11 protein-coding genes are annotated in these 16,006 nt (G+C 46.1%); 4 read left to right on the top strand and 7 right to left on the bottom strand.

Annotated features, from left to right (window positions below):
* Positions 1-120: 120 nt before the first annotated feature.
* From QUB10_RS26505 to QUB10_RS26475, 7 genes are all read right to left on the bottom strand, one after another.
* On the bottom strand, positions 121-2,157 hold the full coding sequence (locus QUB10_RS26505; protein ID WP_333206153.1) for a hypothetical protein: 2,037 nt from the start codon (positions 2,155-2,157) through the stop codon (positions 121-123).
* Positions 2,158-2,555: 398 nt separating this feature from the next.
* Positions 2,556-3,395 carry a HEAT repeat domain-containing protein gene (locus QUB10_RS26500; RefSeq protein WP_333157467.1) on the bottom strand — a complete coding sequence of 280 codons (840 nt, stop codon included), beginning with the start codon at positions 3,393-3,395 and terminating at the stop codon, positions 2,556-2,558.
* A 237-nt stretch (positions 3,396-3,632) separates the two neighbouring features.
* Positions 3,633-3,917, bottom strand: coding sequence for a phycobilisome linker polypeptide (locus QUB10_RS26495; protein WP_333206152.1), 285 nt, complete (start codon positions 3,915-3,917; stop codon positions 3,633-3,635).
* 247 nt (positions 3,918-4,164) lie between these two features.
* Positions 4,165-5,034 carry a phycobilisome linker polypeptide gene (locus QUB10_RS26490; protein ID WP_333157465.1) on the bottom strand — a complete coding sequence of 290 codons (870 nt, stop codon included), beginning with the start codon at positions 5,032-5,034 and terminating at the stop codon, positions 4,165-4,167.
* Positions 5,035-5,227: 193 nt separating this feature from the next.
* Positions 5,228-6,043: a phycobilisome linker polypeptide gene (locus QUB10_RS26485; RefSeq protein ID WP_333206151.1), complete on the bottom strand. Its 816-nt coding sequence runs from the start codon at positions 6,041-6,043 to the stop codon at positions 5,228-5,230.
* 149 nt (positions 6,044-6,192) lie between these two features.
* Complete coding sequence (cpcA, locus tag QUB10_RS26480) at positions 6,193-6,681, bottom strand: phycocyanin subunit alpha (protein WP_006631256.1); 489 nt, start codon at positions 6,679-6,681, stop codon at positions 6,193-6,195.
* A 102-nt stretch (positions 6,682-6,783) separates the two neighbouring features.
* Entirely contained in the window at positions 6,784-7,302 is a 519-nt protein-coding gene (locus QUB10_RS26475; protein ID WP_333037001.1) for a phycocyanin subunit beta, read from the bottom strand.
* Positions 7,303-8,587: 1,285 nt separating this feature from the next.
* On the opposite strand from QUB10_RS26475, the gene QUB10_RS26470 reads away from it, so the two are divergent.
* The 4 genes from QUB10_RS26470 to QUB10_RS26455 all read left to right on the top strand — a co-directional run bounded on the left by QUB10_RS26470 (position 8,588) and on the right by QUB10_RS26455 (position 15,933).
* On the top strand, positions 8,588-11,413 hold the full coding sequence (locus tag QUB10_RS26470; RefSeq protein ID WP_333206150.1) for a cation-transporting P-type ATPase: 2,826 nt from the start codon (positions 8,588-8,590) through the stop codon (positions 11,411-11,413).
* A gap of 257 nt (positions 11,414-11,670) precedes the next feature.
* The gene (locus tag QUB10_RS26465; protein ID WP_333206149.1) at positions 11,671-12,924 is read left to right on the top strand and encodes a DNA replication/repair protein RecF; all 1,254 of its coding nucleotides are present in this window, start codon (positions 11,671-11,673) and stop codon (positions 12,922-12,924) included.
* 602 nt (positions 12,925-13,526) lie between these two features.
* The gene (psb27, locus tag QUB10_RS26460; RefSeq protein WP_333206148.1) at positions 13,527-13,925 is read left to right on the top strand and encodes a photosystem II protein Psb27; all 399 of its coding nucleotides are present in this window, start codon (positions 13,527-13,529) and stop codon (positions 13,923-13,925) included.
* A gap of 358 nt (positions 13,926-14,283) precedes the next feature.
* Entirely contained in the window at positions 14,284-15,933 is a 1,650-nt protein-coding gene (locus QUB10_RS26455; protein WP_333206147.1) for a family 10 glycosylhydrolase, read from the top strand.
* The last annotated feature ends 73 nt before the right edge of the window (positions 15,934-16,006 follow it).

Below are 16,006 nucleotides of genomic sequence, written 5' to 3'. Positions count from 1 at the left end.
CCGTCCAAAAAGGACGGGCGGGACGCCCATCCCACAATAACAATTAAAATTGTAAGTTATTTAATTCGCGATCCTTAGTTAAAGAGTCGAATCCGCAGAAAACTCGACTCGATACCCGCGCTAGGAATTCTTGCGCTGTGCATCCTCACCGCCTTGGCGCTTCCGATAAGACTTAGCCCAAGCATAGCGCTGCGGATTTTTTTGCAGCAGATATTCCACAACTTCCCGACGCTTCTCATCCTTAGCATTTTTGACAACCTGCTTGAGTTCGGAATCTATATCTTCTGATTCAGCACCGCGTTTAATTGCCTCGTTAAACCAACGCTCACCCTCTGAAAATTGACTCCGCTCAAAACAAATAGCTCCCATCAAAGTGTAAGGATGATGACTCTGAGGCTGATACTCAATAGCTTTGAGCGCGCACTTTTGTGCATCATCTAATTTATCAATATCTCGGAAAGCACCGCCCCTCGTTGTTAGCAAAGCTGACTTGAGCTTATTTTCTTTGATTTGGTCGAAGTCCAGATTTTCTGTCACTTTCAATGCACTTTCCGGTTCATCTGCCTTGCGCCAATGACTGCTGGCGTTTGGCAAGTTCCATTTATTTCCAGTGCGCTCATATTCCTGCTGGTAGAAAAGCGCTTCAAGCCTGTGGTAGGCCATAGCAATCTTTCCATGACTAGCTAAAAGTTTCTGTTGTATTAACTGAACAACTAACACAGGATCTAGACGCTCTTCTTTCTCCAATTTTACCATGATTGCGTAAAACGGATCGAAAGGGAAATCACGATCTATAATCCGATACTTGACCTTGAGAGCAGCAAATTCCTTTTCTTGGGCAAAAGTAATTACGTCTTCACGTCCATTCTGTTTCACCCAATCAATATCAGCCTCACTCAACAGCTCTCCCGATTGGATTTTGGATTTCAGACTAGCAACATAGTTTTCAATAGCAAAAGTAATTACATCATCACGTCCATTCTGTTTCACCCAATCCAAATCAGCCTCACTCAACTGCTCTCCCGCTTGAATTTTGGATTTCAGACTAGCAACATAGTTTTCAATAGCAAAAGTAATTACATCATCACGTCCATTCTGTTTCACCCAATCCAAATCAGCCTCACTCAACTGCTCTCCCGCTTGAATTTTGGACTTGAGACTAGCAGCATATTTGTCAAGCGCCAGAGTAATTGTCTCAGTTAGTTTACGCTTTTTCAGAAAGTTAATATCCGGCTCACCTAGCGGATTTTCTAAATCAATTTTTTTGAGAACTTTATACAGATGGCTAGAGAGGGATGAATCCTCATAAGTAGTAGCTTTATACTTAACTTTCAGTTCAGCAAAGTGCCGTGTTTGTTCCATCTCCAAAACAATGCTAAGCGTTTCGCTAAGTTGATGCTCTTCCAGCCAGTTAAGTTCTGACTCGCTCAACTGCTTATCTGCCTCAAGATTTTTCAGGATGGGATACAACGGACTTGATACAGATGTTTCTGGGTATTCACTAGCTTTGTACTTATCCTTGAGTTGGGCAAACTCAGCTTCTCTTACAGCTTCTTTTTCTTGAAGAATTCCCAGGGTGTCAAATAGTTCTTGTTTCTTCAGCCATTTAACCTCTGAATCATTTAACGGTTTTTCAGCTTCTAGTTTATTCAAAATTTGATAGAGATGACTTTCAGGCAATGAGTCTTGATGTTTTGTGGCTCGGTACTTAGCCTTTAGTGCAGCAAATCGCGCCATATCTTCAACGATAGCAACTGTTTCAGTAAGCCCGTGTACTTGTTGGAGATATTTAACTTCTAAGTTAGTTAGCTGATTTTCTGATTCAAGTTTCCAAAGGATAGGATACAAAGCACTGGACATGGGTACCCCTCTGGTTACTTTAAACTTAGACTTGAGTTGAGAAAATTTAGCATCGAGTTTTTTGGGTTCTTCCTTCTTACGTTGTGGCTCTTGCTCGATAGCTTTTCTTGTTTCCAAAAGCTCATGCTCTTGTAACCAAATCCACTCAAATTTAGTAATTTCCAATTCTAAATCAGCTTTTCGCAGAATGAGATACAGAAGACTAGAGGGAGATGAATCTTCATATTTTGTTGCTTGATACTTGGACTTCAGCGCTGCAAAATGTTGCACCTGGACTTCAAAAGCGTCGTTGCTCATGGTGAATCCCCCGATTTATACTTCTAGCCGCTACACAACCATCTCCCAGCATTCCGCGATCGCCCGCAGTCAAAACCCAAACTTTTTTAACTGAAAACTCATCCAGATGGTAATATTATTTTAACAGTTCGGTTTCACCAACTACAGCTACAAACCTCAGTATTTTCACTGAAATTTATAATAATTAGTACCTAAAGCCCCCTCCCTCATTCCATCAAATAATCGGTCATAGATTCACCCGGATCAAACCGATAAAATAGTTTTCAACTCCATGAAATACAGATATGCGGTAGGCCAACAGCACGGCGCTGTCTCCTGAAATGTGCTGTCTCCTGAATGTAGGGCAGACAATTGAGAATCGCTACAGCAATCCTATTTCAGTTGTGAACTAATTTTTTTTAAAGTAAACTATCCATTAAATCCATAACGCGGATAGCCTCATCTGACAAAGATAGAGATTCTTGTTGATTGAGGTGATGCTCCAAAACTCCTTTGAGCGCAATCAATTTCAGGCTATTTTCTGCTAAAGTTTCAGAAATAGCTTGCGCTCCCGGCAAATAGCCGATCGCCCCCAAGTCCATCAAAGCCGATCGCCTCAACTGCAAATTAGCCCCATTCAAAGCACTTACCAACCGCTCTCCGTAAACCCGCTCACCAGTTAACTGATACATCGCCCGCGCCGCAGCGTACTGCACCCGCTCCACAGAATGTTCTAAAAAAGGTGAAATTAGGGGTATTGCTTCTGTCGCTTGCAGGGTTCCCAAAGCTTCAATTACCGAGTCGTAAGGTTGCACGAGGTGCGATTTTCCTGGCACTCGCACAGCCACAGCTACGCCCCCATCCAATAGCTTCATTAGCGGCTCAATAGAATCGCGATCTCCCAGCATTTCTAGAGCTTGAGCCGCCGCTTCCCGCACGTAATAATCGGCGCATTCCAAACAGCGAATCAGGGCAGGTAAGGCTTGTTTGTCGCCCAATTTACCCAGGGCCCGCGCCGCATTTCGCAATAGGGAATAGTCGCCGATTTTCGTTTGTTCTGACTCTTCTTCCAATGCGGCAATTAAAGCTGCAATAGCTGCCGGTTCCTTGACTCGAAATCTGCCCACCCACCAAGCCGCATAATACCGGAGACTGTAATCTTGGGAGTGCAAATTTGCGATCGCCTGTTCAACAGTTAAAGACTCGCCCTCAGCTACACCCGCCGGCGGTGAGTCGGATTCGTAATAATTCATAGTCATTAGTTATTAGTTATTAGTTATTAGTTATTCGGCTCTTGAAATGGCTGCTATCCAGAAAAAACCTGCAAGGGTTAGGGAAACTGGCCGATTAAAATCGCTACTAAACAGACAAAACCCGCCGGGGCGGGTTACATTAACTCTTAGTCCGCTTGGAGTGGACGAAAGTTTGTCTAGGAGCGATTTTCATCGCCCCTTCTAGCTTGTGTCGGAGCGATTTTCATCGCCCCTGCAACCAAACTATTGGTGATCGTGGGATGATTCATGGGATGAGTCATGGGATGATTCTGCACCCGCGTTTAAAGGATGAATGCTGACAATTTTCCCGCCCATGCGAGTAATCCGCTGCATTTCTTGATTCATCCGATTGTAAGGCACAGTGATAAATGTACTCGCGCTCGATCGAATCGAATAATCCACATTATCTGTTTCATCGCTTTGGCGCAAGCCGACAACTTCATACCGAAAGCAGCGACTAGCCGAAGCTGTATTGCCACTTTTTCCAGCTACAATTTGACCCAACATAAGCTTCTTGGTAATTGGTAATTCTGACTGTTGACTGTTGACTGTTGACTGTTGACTGTTGACTAAAAGCTAGTAACTGCCAACTGCCAACTGCCAACTAATACCAATTTTTTATGAGGCTGCATAGAATCTGATCCCCCCTAACCCCCCTTAATAAGGGGGGGACAAGATTCTTCTCAAAGTCCCCCTTCTTAAGGGGGATTTAGGGGGATCGAGATATGTGCAACTTCACATTAAATTGGTATGACTAAATTGGAGTAATGCTGGCGATTTTCGCGCCCATGCGTTGAAATTTCTGCATTTGCGAGGACAACTCCTCAACAGGTACGATGAAAGCCTTGCTGCTGCGGCGCACGCTGGGATAGCCGCCCGTGCGAATTCCCGAAACTTCCACGCGCACCAGCCGCCCTTCTTTGCCGTAAGCAGCAGCGCCGCCGAAAGTGCTGCTGGGAGTTACGTTTCTGGCAGAAGGCCGATATGCCCAACCTTCGTTACCGCCAGAAGGCCCAACTACAGCCGTAGCGCTGTTAGTGCCGAGTTCGACAGCTAAGCGAGAGTTATTGCCTTCTAGTTGAGATGTATCGCTGTTTGCATAGCCGCGATACAACCGGAACATCCGGGTAAAACCGACGGTTTTTTGACCACGCTGGGTGTTAAAGCCGCGGTAGTAAGGTACGATACTTTCGCCGAAGTTTTCTTGATACTCTACTGAATCAATGTAAGAATCAATATCAGCGTCGTAGCCTTGTGTTTGGTACAAATCTAAGTGCTCAACTACTTCAGATTCGTCGTAGGGAGCGCGACCGAGCAAGTGTTTGTAGTTTAGTTCGATCGTCCGAGTTTGGAAGCTGTTGTAGAAAAACTTGGTTTTGTACAGTTCTGACTTAGCTACAGCCCGTACAAATTCTCGTACAGTCAAACTGCCGTCCCGCAGCAAAGACTCGGAACTTGTAAGTCGCTCGGATTTCATTAAATAGTCGTTGCCCAGCACCTGACGGTAAACCGCACGAATCACAGTTTCAACGTCGTCTTTGCTGTAGTTCGGGCGCAGTTCTACCTTCGGCGCATCGCTCAATGCGGATGTTCCCAGTCTGGACGCTGCTGTCGTAATCGCCACCAGATTTTCTCCTAAATTATTAATGACAAAAGTTTAATGCTTGGTTGCACTTGAAATTTTTAGGACTAAGGATAATATGCCTCAAAGTAGGGTGTGCACTGCACACCTTACCTATACACATAAAATTGAAGAATTTTTTATCCTTAGTCCTAATTTGCTAAAGACGTTTCAAAAAAACGTCAATACACAAACTTTAAGCTGTGGTAATACTTACCACTTTGCCGCCACGTTTGTTGATTTGCTGCAAGCGGCTCGAAAGTTGCTCGTAAGGCACGAGATATTCGGTAGTAGTCCGTCGCACTTGAGGCGAAAACTTAGCCGAACCTTGCATTGCGGTGACTCGGTAGAGTTGGTCGCGAGAACCGCCGGAGGTCCCGCCAAGGGCTTTTCCGGTGGAGGCGGTGGAGATGGGTGAAGCCGTATTTCTGGCAACTTCCCAGGTTAGCCGCGCTTGCTTTTGGTTTTGGGCGCGATCGCTAGAAGCAAAACCCCGGTACAATTGAAACATCCGGTTAAAACCGACGGTTTTTTGACCTCTTTGAGTCGCAAAACCGCGATAGTAAGGCACTATACTTTCGCCAAAATTTTCTTCATACTCAACTGAGTCAATGTAAGAATTGATTTCAGCTTCGTAGCCTTCTGCATTGTACAAATCAACGTGGAAAGCAATTTCCGACTCGTCGTAAGGAGCGCGGCCCAACAAATGCTTGTAATTAAGCTCGATTAACCGCGTTTGCGAGTTCGGATAAAAAAACTTTTTCCGATAAGTTTCCGAATGTGCAATTGACCGCACAAAATCTTTCACTGAAATCTGCCCTTGCAGCAGCAGAGATTCAGCACTGGTCAGTCGTTCGCTCGACATTAAATACTCGTTGCCGAAAACTTGGCTGTAAGCGGCGCGAATAACTGCTTTCGCATCGTCTTGCGTCCAGTGGGGGCGCAGTTCTACTCGTCCCGCTTCTTCAAATGCTTTTATTCCCAACCGTTCTGCTGCACCTAATCCCGCCATCTTCGCTTCTCCCTTTTTTGCTTTAAAAACTGAAAACTGCTTAAAAAAAGTATTTGCAAAACTAGGCTTAGATCGCAGATGCCCGGAATTCTAAACAACCGCTAACACTTAAGCTAACAGCAGCTTACAATTCCGGGCATCACGCAAATCTAGCTCAGAGCGTTGATTGCGTAGTCGATGTAGGAATTCGCTTCAGTTGCAGCGTCGCCACTCAGACCGTGGTTGCCTTTGATGTACTTGAGAGCTTCAACGTACCAGCTAGGAGACAATTCAAATGTCCGGTTGATTTCGTCAACACCTGCAATCAGGTACTCGTCCATCGGACCTGTGCCGCCTGCAACTAAGCAGTAGGTTACCATCCGCAGGTAGTAGCCGATGTCGCGAGAGCACTTGGCTTTACCTGTTGGGGTAGAAGCGTAGTTAGGGCCTTGCATTTGTTGCGTGTACGGGAATTTGTTGTACACAGCTTGAGCTGCACCGTCGATCAAGCGCTGAGAGTTGGCGGTCAAAGCCTTGGCTGCTTCCAAACCTGCTGCTGCTTGGCGGAAACGTCCGAAGGCGACTTGCAGTTCAGTGCTGCTCAGGAAACGGCCTTGAGAATCGGCTGCGGTTACTGCTTCAGTCAAAGGGGTTTTCATTGTTCTGGTTTCTCCCTAATGTTGTGTTGTTTTTGTACAAAAATGATTGTTTGCAAAAATGCGATGCTCGCTTCTTTACAAGAAAGGTTCGCTGGGCTATTTTTAGCCGACTGCATTGGCAGCGCGGTCGAAGTAGCTGCCGATTTCAGACATCAGCGAGCTGCAATCACCACGGGTAACACCGTTGGGGTCGTTAGCGATCGCGATTGCTGCTTCCTTCATTTTTTGCACGCCGGCTGCAACTGAGCCACCGGGAACTCCCAGAGCTTGGTATGTTTCACGCAGACCGTTCAAGCAGCGGTCGTCCAAAACGCTGGCGTCGCCTGCAAATGTTGCATAGGTGACGTAGCGCAAAATGATTTCCATATCGCGCAAGCAAGCTGCCATGCGGCGGTTGGTGTACGCATTGCCACCAGGAGCGATCAGTTGAGGCTGTTCAGCGAACAGGGTGCGAGCTGCATTGGCTACGATGCTGGATGCGTTGCCGGTGATGCGGTTTACTGCGTCAATCCGCTTGTTGGCGTCGGAAACCATGCTGCTGAGAGCATCTAGTTGACCCTGAGCTAGAAATTCGCCCCGAGCGTCAGATTGGGAAACCACTTTTGTAAATGCGTCAAACATGAAAGAACTCTCCTATTTGAGTTAATTGAGTTTGGTTGCGGTATAAAACCGTTAAGTTAAATTTGTTCAGGCTACGAGTGCCTGCAAGGGTTGAAATTTGATGCCAGCTAATCTGCTGGTCCCATCGATCTCTCCCTTTCCGCTACCTGCACTATTGTTACATTGCAACGGAGGTTTAAGAAACCTTAGAAAATTTTACACCTTTTATGAGATGCGACAAACCTTGTCAATCAGGGTTTTTGTTAACTTTGGCCTGTCGTTTCAACCCTCTGATAATCTTTATACAATGCTCGCCTGCGTTTGTTTATTACAAATTATTACAGAAACTTATCTCTCTAAGAAGGTAAATATTTGGGGTGCAAGTGCGGGCAAATCTCCTTCCTAGGGTAGATGCGCGAGGGTACTCATAAACGAAGAGTTTGCTTCGATCGCCCTGCTTTGGGGGTAGAACCCCCCCAAACCGTCCCGTGGGCCGATCGCCTTTGTTAGCTTTCTGTGGAAAAGCGGGATTGTTAAGAAGTGTTAAGTAAATTAAAGTTTTGGTAATAGAAGGCTGGGGGAATAGGGAAAAAAGCAAAAATTCTGCCCAATGTCAGGAGGCCTGCAAAATTCGGTGTGGGAAAAATCCCCAAGATTGTGAAGCCCCTCGCCAGAGCCTCAGCTTTTGCCGGAAATATCACCATTTGAAGACTAAACTCAGCCGTTGGGCATTGGGTAAAAGCCGAAGAAATTGCTAATTTTTAGTAGTAAGGTGGATAGGTGCTATCAGATACATTTAACCCGGTAAATCCAGGATTGCGCCTCGATATACTGTGTATGGCAGATCGGGCATCGCTTTTAGCGATCCCTAATAGGGAGGTATCTCTCAAAGCTTTCAACAAAATATTGAAAGCGCTATTCAATGCGTTACGTTTTTGGGGGCTGAGCCGTTACGCTTACTACGAAACTTTTTCGCTTAGTCCGATGCTTCGGCGCTGGTTTTAAACGGTAGCCTATCCTATTACATACTACCAATGTCTACCGCTATCTTCTAAGAGTTTACAAGAATTCGTTTACTATACGAAAACAGCGATAGGTCTACAAAGGGCGCGATCGAGCCGCCAGACGCATTGAAGTTAAAAGCTTTTTGCTTCCCCGGCATCGAACGGCCCCAAACCAGTCCCAAGTTAAACAGTTTTTGATTCAAAACTCAAAACTTAAAAGTCTCTCACTGTAATCAGCCACATCCATCGGCTGTATCTGCCCGGCCGCAGTCCCCTAATTGCCCCATGCTCGATCGTAATTTATGTCTTCAAATTCTCCCTCTTCTTGGCACACCGTAGCAATTGACCAAACTCTCCAGCAGCTAAGCAGCAACAAAGACGCTGGCTTGAGCAGCCAACAGGTGTCAGAACGCTTGCAGCAATACGGCCCCAACGAACTCGAAGAAACAGGAGGTCGCAGTCCGTGGTCGATTTTTGTCGATCAGTTCACCAACATCATGTTGTTAATGCTGATGGGTGTGGCCGTGATTTCGGGTTTTTTGGACTTTCGATCGAATACTTTTCCCAAAGATGCGATCGCCATTTTTGCGATCGTCATACTCAACGGCATTCTCGGCTATTTCCAAGAGCAAAGTGCTGAAAAAGCCCTCGCAGCACTCAAAAACCTCGCTTCCCCCCTAGTCAGAGTCCTGCGCGACGGCAAAACTTCGGAAATAGCAGCCAAGGAACTCGTACCCGGAGACGTGATGCTGTTGGAGGCTGGGGTAAAAATAGCAGCAGACGCACGCTTGATCGAAACATCAAATCTGCAAGTCAGAGAATCTGCTTTGACAGGGGAAGCCCTAGCAGTTACCAAGCAAGCCGATCTAGAACTTCCCGAAGATGCTTCCTTGGGCGATCGGCTCAACCTGATTTTTCAGGGTACAGAAGTTGTTCAGGGACGAGCAAAGGCGATCGTCACCAACACCGGAATGAAAACTGAACTGGGCAAAATTGCCACCATGCTTCAGTCAGTAGAAACCGAACCGACTCCCCTGCAACAGCGGATGAGCCAGTTAGGAAATGTTCTAGTCTCCGGTGCCCTAACCTTAGTCGCAATTGTCGTCATCGGCGGCATGATTACCTTCCAAAACGGCGGCATCGGGTTCGATACCAGCAGGTTTGAAGAGTTGTTAGAAGTTTCTCTAAGCATGGCTGTGGCTGTGGTTCCCGAAGGACTCGCAGCAGTCGTGACAGTTACTCTGGCACTCGGAACTAGGCGGATGGTGAAGCGAAACGCCCTGATTCGCAAACTCCCTGCGGTAGAAACTTTGGGTTCGGTAACTACCATTTGTTCTGACAAAACAGGTACTCTGACTCAAAATAAAATGGTAGTTCAGCTAGTGTCTACGGGCGATTGCACAGTCGCCGTCGCAGGGGATGGCTATGCCCCGATCGGAGATTTTACCGATCGCCTGACAGCGGCCAAAATTAATAATTTAGAGGAATATCCAGAACTCGAATCTTTATTAATTGCCTGTGCAGTGTGCAACGACGCAGTATTGCAACAAGAAAAACAAGAATGGCAGATTTTAGGCGACCCCACAGAAGGAGCTCTGCTTTGTGTAGCGGGAAAAGCAGGCATTTATAAGGAAAAACAGTCTCAATTGCTGCCACGGACGGCGGAATTTCCTTTTTCTTCGGAACGCAAGCGCATGAGCGTGATTTGCGAAGTGCCCGGCAGATCGGGACATTCGGGATTTCCCGCAGAAAAAGGACAGCAGCCGAATTATTTGATGCTGACCAAAGGTTCTCCAGAGTTGACTTTGGAACGCTGCAAAGGCATTATAGTCGGCGATCGAGTACAACCTTTAACCCAGGAAATGCGCGATCGCATCCTCGCCGAAAACAACAACATGGCAAGCGGCGGTTTGCGAGTCCTTGGGTTTGCGTACAAACTCTGGGAAAACCTGCCGCCCGAAGGTTCCGAGGAAACCAGCGAACAAGACATGATTTGGCTGGGACTCGTCAGTATGCTCGACGCCCCGCGCCCGGAAGTGCGGGAAGCAGTGGTGAAGTGCCGCGATGCTGGCATTCGGGTGGTGATGATTACAGGAGACCACCAGTTGACAGCAAAAGCCATCGCCTACGATTTAGGTATTGCAACAGAGGGCGATCGAGTTCTCACCGGTCAAGAATTAGAAAAGCTCAGCCAAGAAGAACTCAAACAGCAAGTCGAACAGGTTAGCGTTTACGCCCGCGTTTCCCCCGAACACAAATTGCGAATAGTCCAAGCTTTACAAAGTTGGGGCAAATTTGTCGCCATGACCGGCGACGGCGTTAACGACGCCCCCGCCTTGAAACAAGCCGATATCGGCATCGCCATGGGGATTACCGGCACCGATGTCAGCAAAGAAGCTAGCGATATGGTGCTCCTCGACGACAACTTCGCAACTATTGTCGCCGCCGCTGAAGAAGGGCGAGTGGTTTATAGCAATATTCGCCGCTTTATTAAATACATTTTGGGCAGCAACATCGGCGAAGTTTTGACAATTGCGGCCGCACCTTTAATGGGTTTGGGAGGAGTGCCGCTGACCCCGCTGCAAATTTTGTGGATGAACTTAGTAACAGACGGCGTTCCCGCTTTGGCTTTGGCCGTGGAACCGGGGGAACCGAACGTGATGAAAAGGCCTCCTTTCAGTCCGCGAGAAAGTATTTTTGCGCGGGGTTTGGGTTCTTACATGATTCGGGTCGGGATTATTTTTGCAATTTTGACGATCGCAATGATGTCCTGGGCTTACGGATATACCACCAACCCTAACCATGTTGGAGATCCCGAGGCTTGGAAAACAATGGTGTTTACAACTCTTTGTTTGGCACAAATGGGTCACGCGATCGCAATTCGGTCTAACACTCAGCTAACTATCGAGTTAAATCCCTTCACTAATGTTTTTGTGTGGGGGGCTGTAATTGTGACTACTATTCTGCAATTAATGCTGATTTACGTTCCGCCGCTGAGAGCCTTTTTCGGCACTCATTATTTAACGGGGTTTGAGTTGCTAGTTTGCTTCGGTTTCAGCGCTCTGATGTTTGTCTGGATTGAAATGGAAAAACTGTTTGTGCGCTTTTACAACAAATATAGGAAATAGTGTTAACGGCTGACGGATAGTGAGCAATGTTTCATTATTCGTTAGATGGCTCTCATTCCGCGCTCTTCTCAACATCCGCAAGATATCCCGCAGGGGTTTTTAACCCCTGCCTCAAAGCAAAAGTCCTCGCTATGAGGACTGAAAAAACTATGTTTTAAAAATACAAAGAAAAATAAAGATTTTTCTGGCAGGGTGATTATCAATAACCCACGTCAACAGTCAACAGTCAACAGTCAACAGTCAACAGTCATTATATTATGTATTTAAAAACGCTTCACCTACGGCAGTTTCGGAACTACTTCGATCAAAAGGTAGCGTTTGACGCTCCCAAAACCATTTTAGTAGGAAATAACGCTCAAGGAAAATCTAACTTGTTAGAAGCGGTAGAGTTGCTTTCTACATTAAAAAGCCACAGGGTAGGGCGCGATCGCGATTTAATACTCGACTCAAAGCCTATCGGGCAAATTGATGCTACACTCGAACGTCAAACCGGAGCGATCGACTTAGCTTTAACTCTTCGCTCTGCGGCGCGTCGAACACTGAAGCTCAACGGTGAACCGCTGCGCCGCCATTTAGACTTTTTGAGTGTCTTAAATGTAGTGCAATTTTCTTGTTTGGATTTGGACTTAGTGCGCGGCGGGCCCGAAGGAAGGCGCAATTGGATCGATCGCCTTGTCATCCAGTTAGAACCGATTTACGCTCACATTTTGCAGCAGTACAACCAAATTTTGCGCCAGAGAAACGCTCTGTTGAAACGTTCTAAAGAAATCAGGAAAGCTGAATTTTCCGACAGTTTTGACAAAATGCGATTTATCGGATCTGAAACTCCCGAAGACCAAAATATCGCAGAATTCCCAATGCCCGATGCCCAATTCCCAATTCCCAATTCCCAATTCCCAATTCCCCGTTCAGAATTAGCTTTGTGGGACGCGCAGTTGGCGACAGCGGGCGCTCGCGTCATCCGCAGGCGCGATCGAATTTTGGAGCGTTTGATGCCTTTAGCTCGAAATTGGCACGGTTCAATTAGCGGTTCAGCAGAAGTTTTAGATGTGAAATACGATGCTAATATTGAAGTAAGTTCAGAATTTATCGCTAAAGATAATCTCGAAGGAGTGCGGCAAGCATTTTTAGAGAAAATTCAAAAAAGGGCGATCGCAGAACAGTTTCAAGGAACCACTTTAGTCGGCCCCCACCGCGACGACATTACATTTACAATTAACAATACCCCAGCTCGTCAATACGCATCCCAAGGTCAGCAGCGAACTCTGGTATTAGCATTAAAATTAGCCGAACTGCAGCTTATTGAAGAAGTCGTCGGCGAAGCGCCTTTACTGTTGCTCGACGACGTACTTGCAGAACTCGATCTGAGCCGCCAAAATCAGCTTTTAGAAACAATTCAAGAACGATTTCAAACTCTGATTACTACAACTCACCTAGGCGCTTTTGATGCTCAGTGGCTGCGACAAACCCAAATTCTCTCCGTCGTTGCGGGACAAATCAATCGATTTTAGATTTTAGATTTTAGATTTTAGATTGACAAATTTTATGTTTCATGGTAGCGATGCAAAGATTTTGAAAAATTGGCATTATCAGAGATATGGGTTTAAAACCCCATGCTTTTAGGACGGCTTTAATTTCTTAAATCCCTTCCTAAAAATCAGGGAATTCCTAGTATTTGTGGTATACTTGAATAGTCAAGGTTAAACTCCTTCGCCATCGTGAAACAGGGACTCAGACACACTTTTAGGCGTTAACCGGGGGACAAAGAGCGGCGAAAACTCTTAAAACAGCTAGAGGCTTAATACAGTCTCACAACCAGAAAAATAAACAATTTACTTTTGTTAAGTAGGGTAGGGCATACCCAAACTCTAGGTTAATATCCTAGTACGCTTTTGGAGATAAACCCTCTGGGGTGACTGCGAATCAGACTCGTTAATTGGTAGGATTTCTACGGTTAAAAGGTTTGAGTATTGCCGTAAGGACGCAACACTTAAAGGTCAGTCGCTGAATTAAGAATCCCCATCCTTTAGGTTGGGGAGTGTCAATAGCTCCATTCGAGATAGGATAAAGGTTAATTTTGATTGCCGCTTTCGCTTCCATTTTTTTAAACCTTATGAAGCATTACATTTCCCGTCTGTTAGCCCTGGTATTAGTTGTTGTCATCGGCGTAGCGGGCTGTACCAATGTTCCCGCCACTCTGAGTGGAGATTATGGTCAAGACACATTAGCATTAGTGAAGAGCTTGAGAACAGCGCTCACTTTGCCAGAGGGCACGCCGGAAAAAGCAGCCGCTCAAGCCGAGGCTCGCACAAGTATCAACGATTTTTTTGCTGAATATCGCCGCGATCCCGCTCTTACCAAGCTGGCATCTTTCACGACAATGCGGACGGCATTAAACTCTTTGGCAGGACATTACAGTTCCTATCCAAACCGTCCCGTTCCTGAAAAACTGAAAAAGCGTCTTGAGTCAGAATTTCAGCAGATTGAAGCTGCTCTTAACAGAGGAGCTTAATCTCAAAATTTAGGATCAAGGATAAATTTCACTAATTCATCTTTCATCCTTGATATTTGAGTGTTAACAATTTTTAGTAGAAATATCAACTGCTTTTAGCGCCCACTATACCAGGCGCTTTTTTCAGCAGAATTTAGTGAAAAAATACTGCAAAACGGTTTAATCGCCGAGTCTTATCTTACCCGATCGCCCTTATTGAATTTAAATAGCCGCCAGATAGAATTTGCATTGTGCGATCGACTTGTGCCATAACTAAGTCAACGGAAAAAAGTAGAAAATTTGTAGCTGCTTGTTGAGCGCGATCGCAAAAATGCGATCGCCACCCAATTTAAACCAGAAAACCCCATTCAATTCTCCCATGAAAATTGCACCAACTCGCATCGCGAATTTTCAACACCAGCGACGCTTTTTAAGTGCGGTAACTGCTGTTTTAACCAGTAGCTTCATCAGCCAACTTGTGTGGCCGTTTATCGGAAATCAACCAGCTTTTGCCCAAACATCAGCCTATTGCCAATTATCCCCAGAACAAGTCAATCAAAAAGAAGACTTGCGTCGCGCCGCGCTGTCGGGAAAACGGGAATCTCAGCAAGCATATTTTGCTGTTTTGAACAAACACGCGCGGGAAATAGCAGAATGCCGTAAAAAAACTTGGCCCGAAACCCAAGCAGTTTGGCTGCGTTTGTATCCCTGCGATGTCAGACCCGGAGAACTCGATCGAGTATTAGACAAAGTTGTGAATAAAGGCTATAACCAAGTCTATGTCGAAGTGTTTTACGATGGTCAAGTGCTGCTCCCAGCAGCCGACAATCCTACGGTTTGGCCTTCTGTTGTGAGAAATCGCGGTTACGAGAAATACGATTTGTTAGAAAAGGCGATCGCCAAAGGTAAACAGCGAGGTTTAAAAGTATACGCCTGGTTATTTACCATGAACTTTGGCTATAGCTATGCTCAGCGTTCAGACAGACAGCAAACCCTCGCTATCAACGGTAAAAATCAGACAAGTTTAACAGTAAGCGAATACGCAGCAATTAACGAGGACTTCGGAGAAGTTCCGGGCAATCAAGCCTTTATCGATCCGTACAACCCACAAGCACGGCAAGACTATACTTTGTTAGTAAATCAAATAGTCAAGCGCAAGCCCCAAGGAATGTTGTTCGACTACATTCGCTATCTACGGGGCATCGGACCCGCTTCAGTTGCTACCAAAGTTCAAGACTTGTGGATTTACGGCCCAGCATCGCAGCAAGTTCTTTTGCAGCGGGCTAGCAATCAGCAAGGGCGAGATTTAATTCAGCGATATTTGACTAAGGGATTTATCAATCCTAATGACGTTCAAGCAGTAGTCAAACAGTATCCAACTGAGCGAGAACCTCTTTGGCAGGGTCGAATTCCGCAGGTGATGTCAGTAGCAACTCCACCTTCTAAAAGGGAGAATGCCACATCAAGATCGGCCTCAACAACTCCCGCCGCTAACAAGCCAAACCCTACAACTCCGACACCAAAACCGACACCGACACTGCGGCTTCCCGATACCGGCATTCTGCAAAAAGACCTGTGGAAACTAAGCGTTGCTCACGCCGTCCAAGGGATTTTAGATTTTTTTGGACTAGCTATTCAGCCAGCTCAAAGGATGGGAATTCCTGTAGGAGCGGTGTTTTTTCCCACTGCAAATCAAGCGATAAATCAAGGGGGATATGATTCGAGATTGCAGCCTTGGGACAGCTTTCCGGCTGCTGTAGAATTCCACGCCATGTCTTACGGAAATTGCGGGGATGTAAGCTGCATTGTCCCACAAGTGCAGCGGACAGTAAGTTTAGCGCCTCCGGGAGCAAAAATCATTCCTGCCATTGCTGGAGATTGGGGAAAACCTCTGAAAAATCGGCCGTCTTTGGAGATTCAAATGGCGGCAATTCGCTCGGCGACTCCGCAAATTAATGCGGTAAGTCATTTTGCTTTTGGGTGGCAAGAACCGGAGGATGAAAGGGCGCGGCAAACTTGCCGATTGTAAGGAGATTATTTGTAGAGATGCGGTTCGTGGCGTCTCTACAAGAGGAGATTTGTGCGATAATATTTTCAAATGT

Origin of the sequence: Microcoleus sp. B5-D4 (assembly GCF_036705145.1) — a bacterium.
Classification (GTDB): domain Bacteria; phylum Cyanobacteriota; class Cyanobacteriia; order Cyanobacteriales; family Microcoleaceae; genus Microcoleus.
Note: the sequence above shows the minus strand (reverse complement) of the source record. Positions and strands in the feature narration are given on the sequence as shown.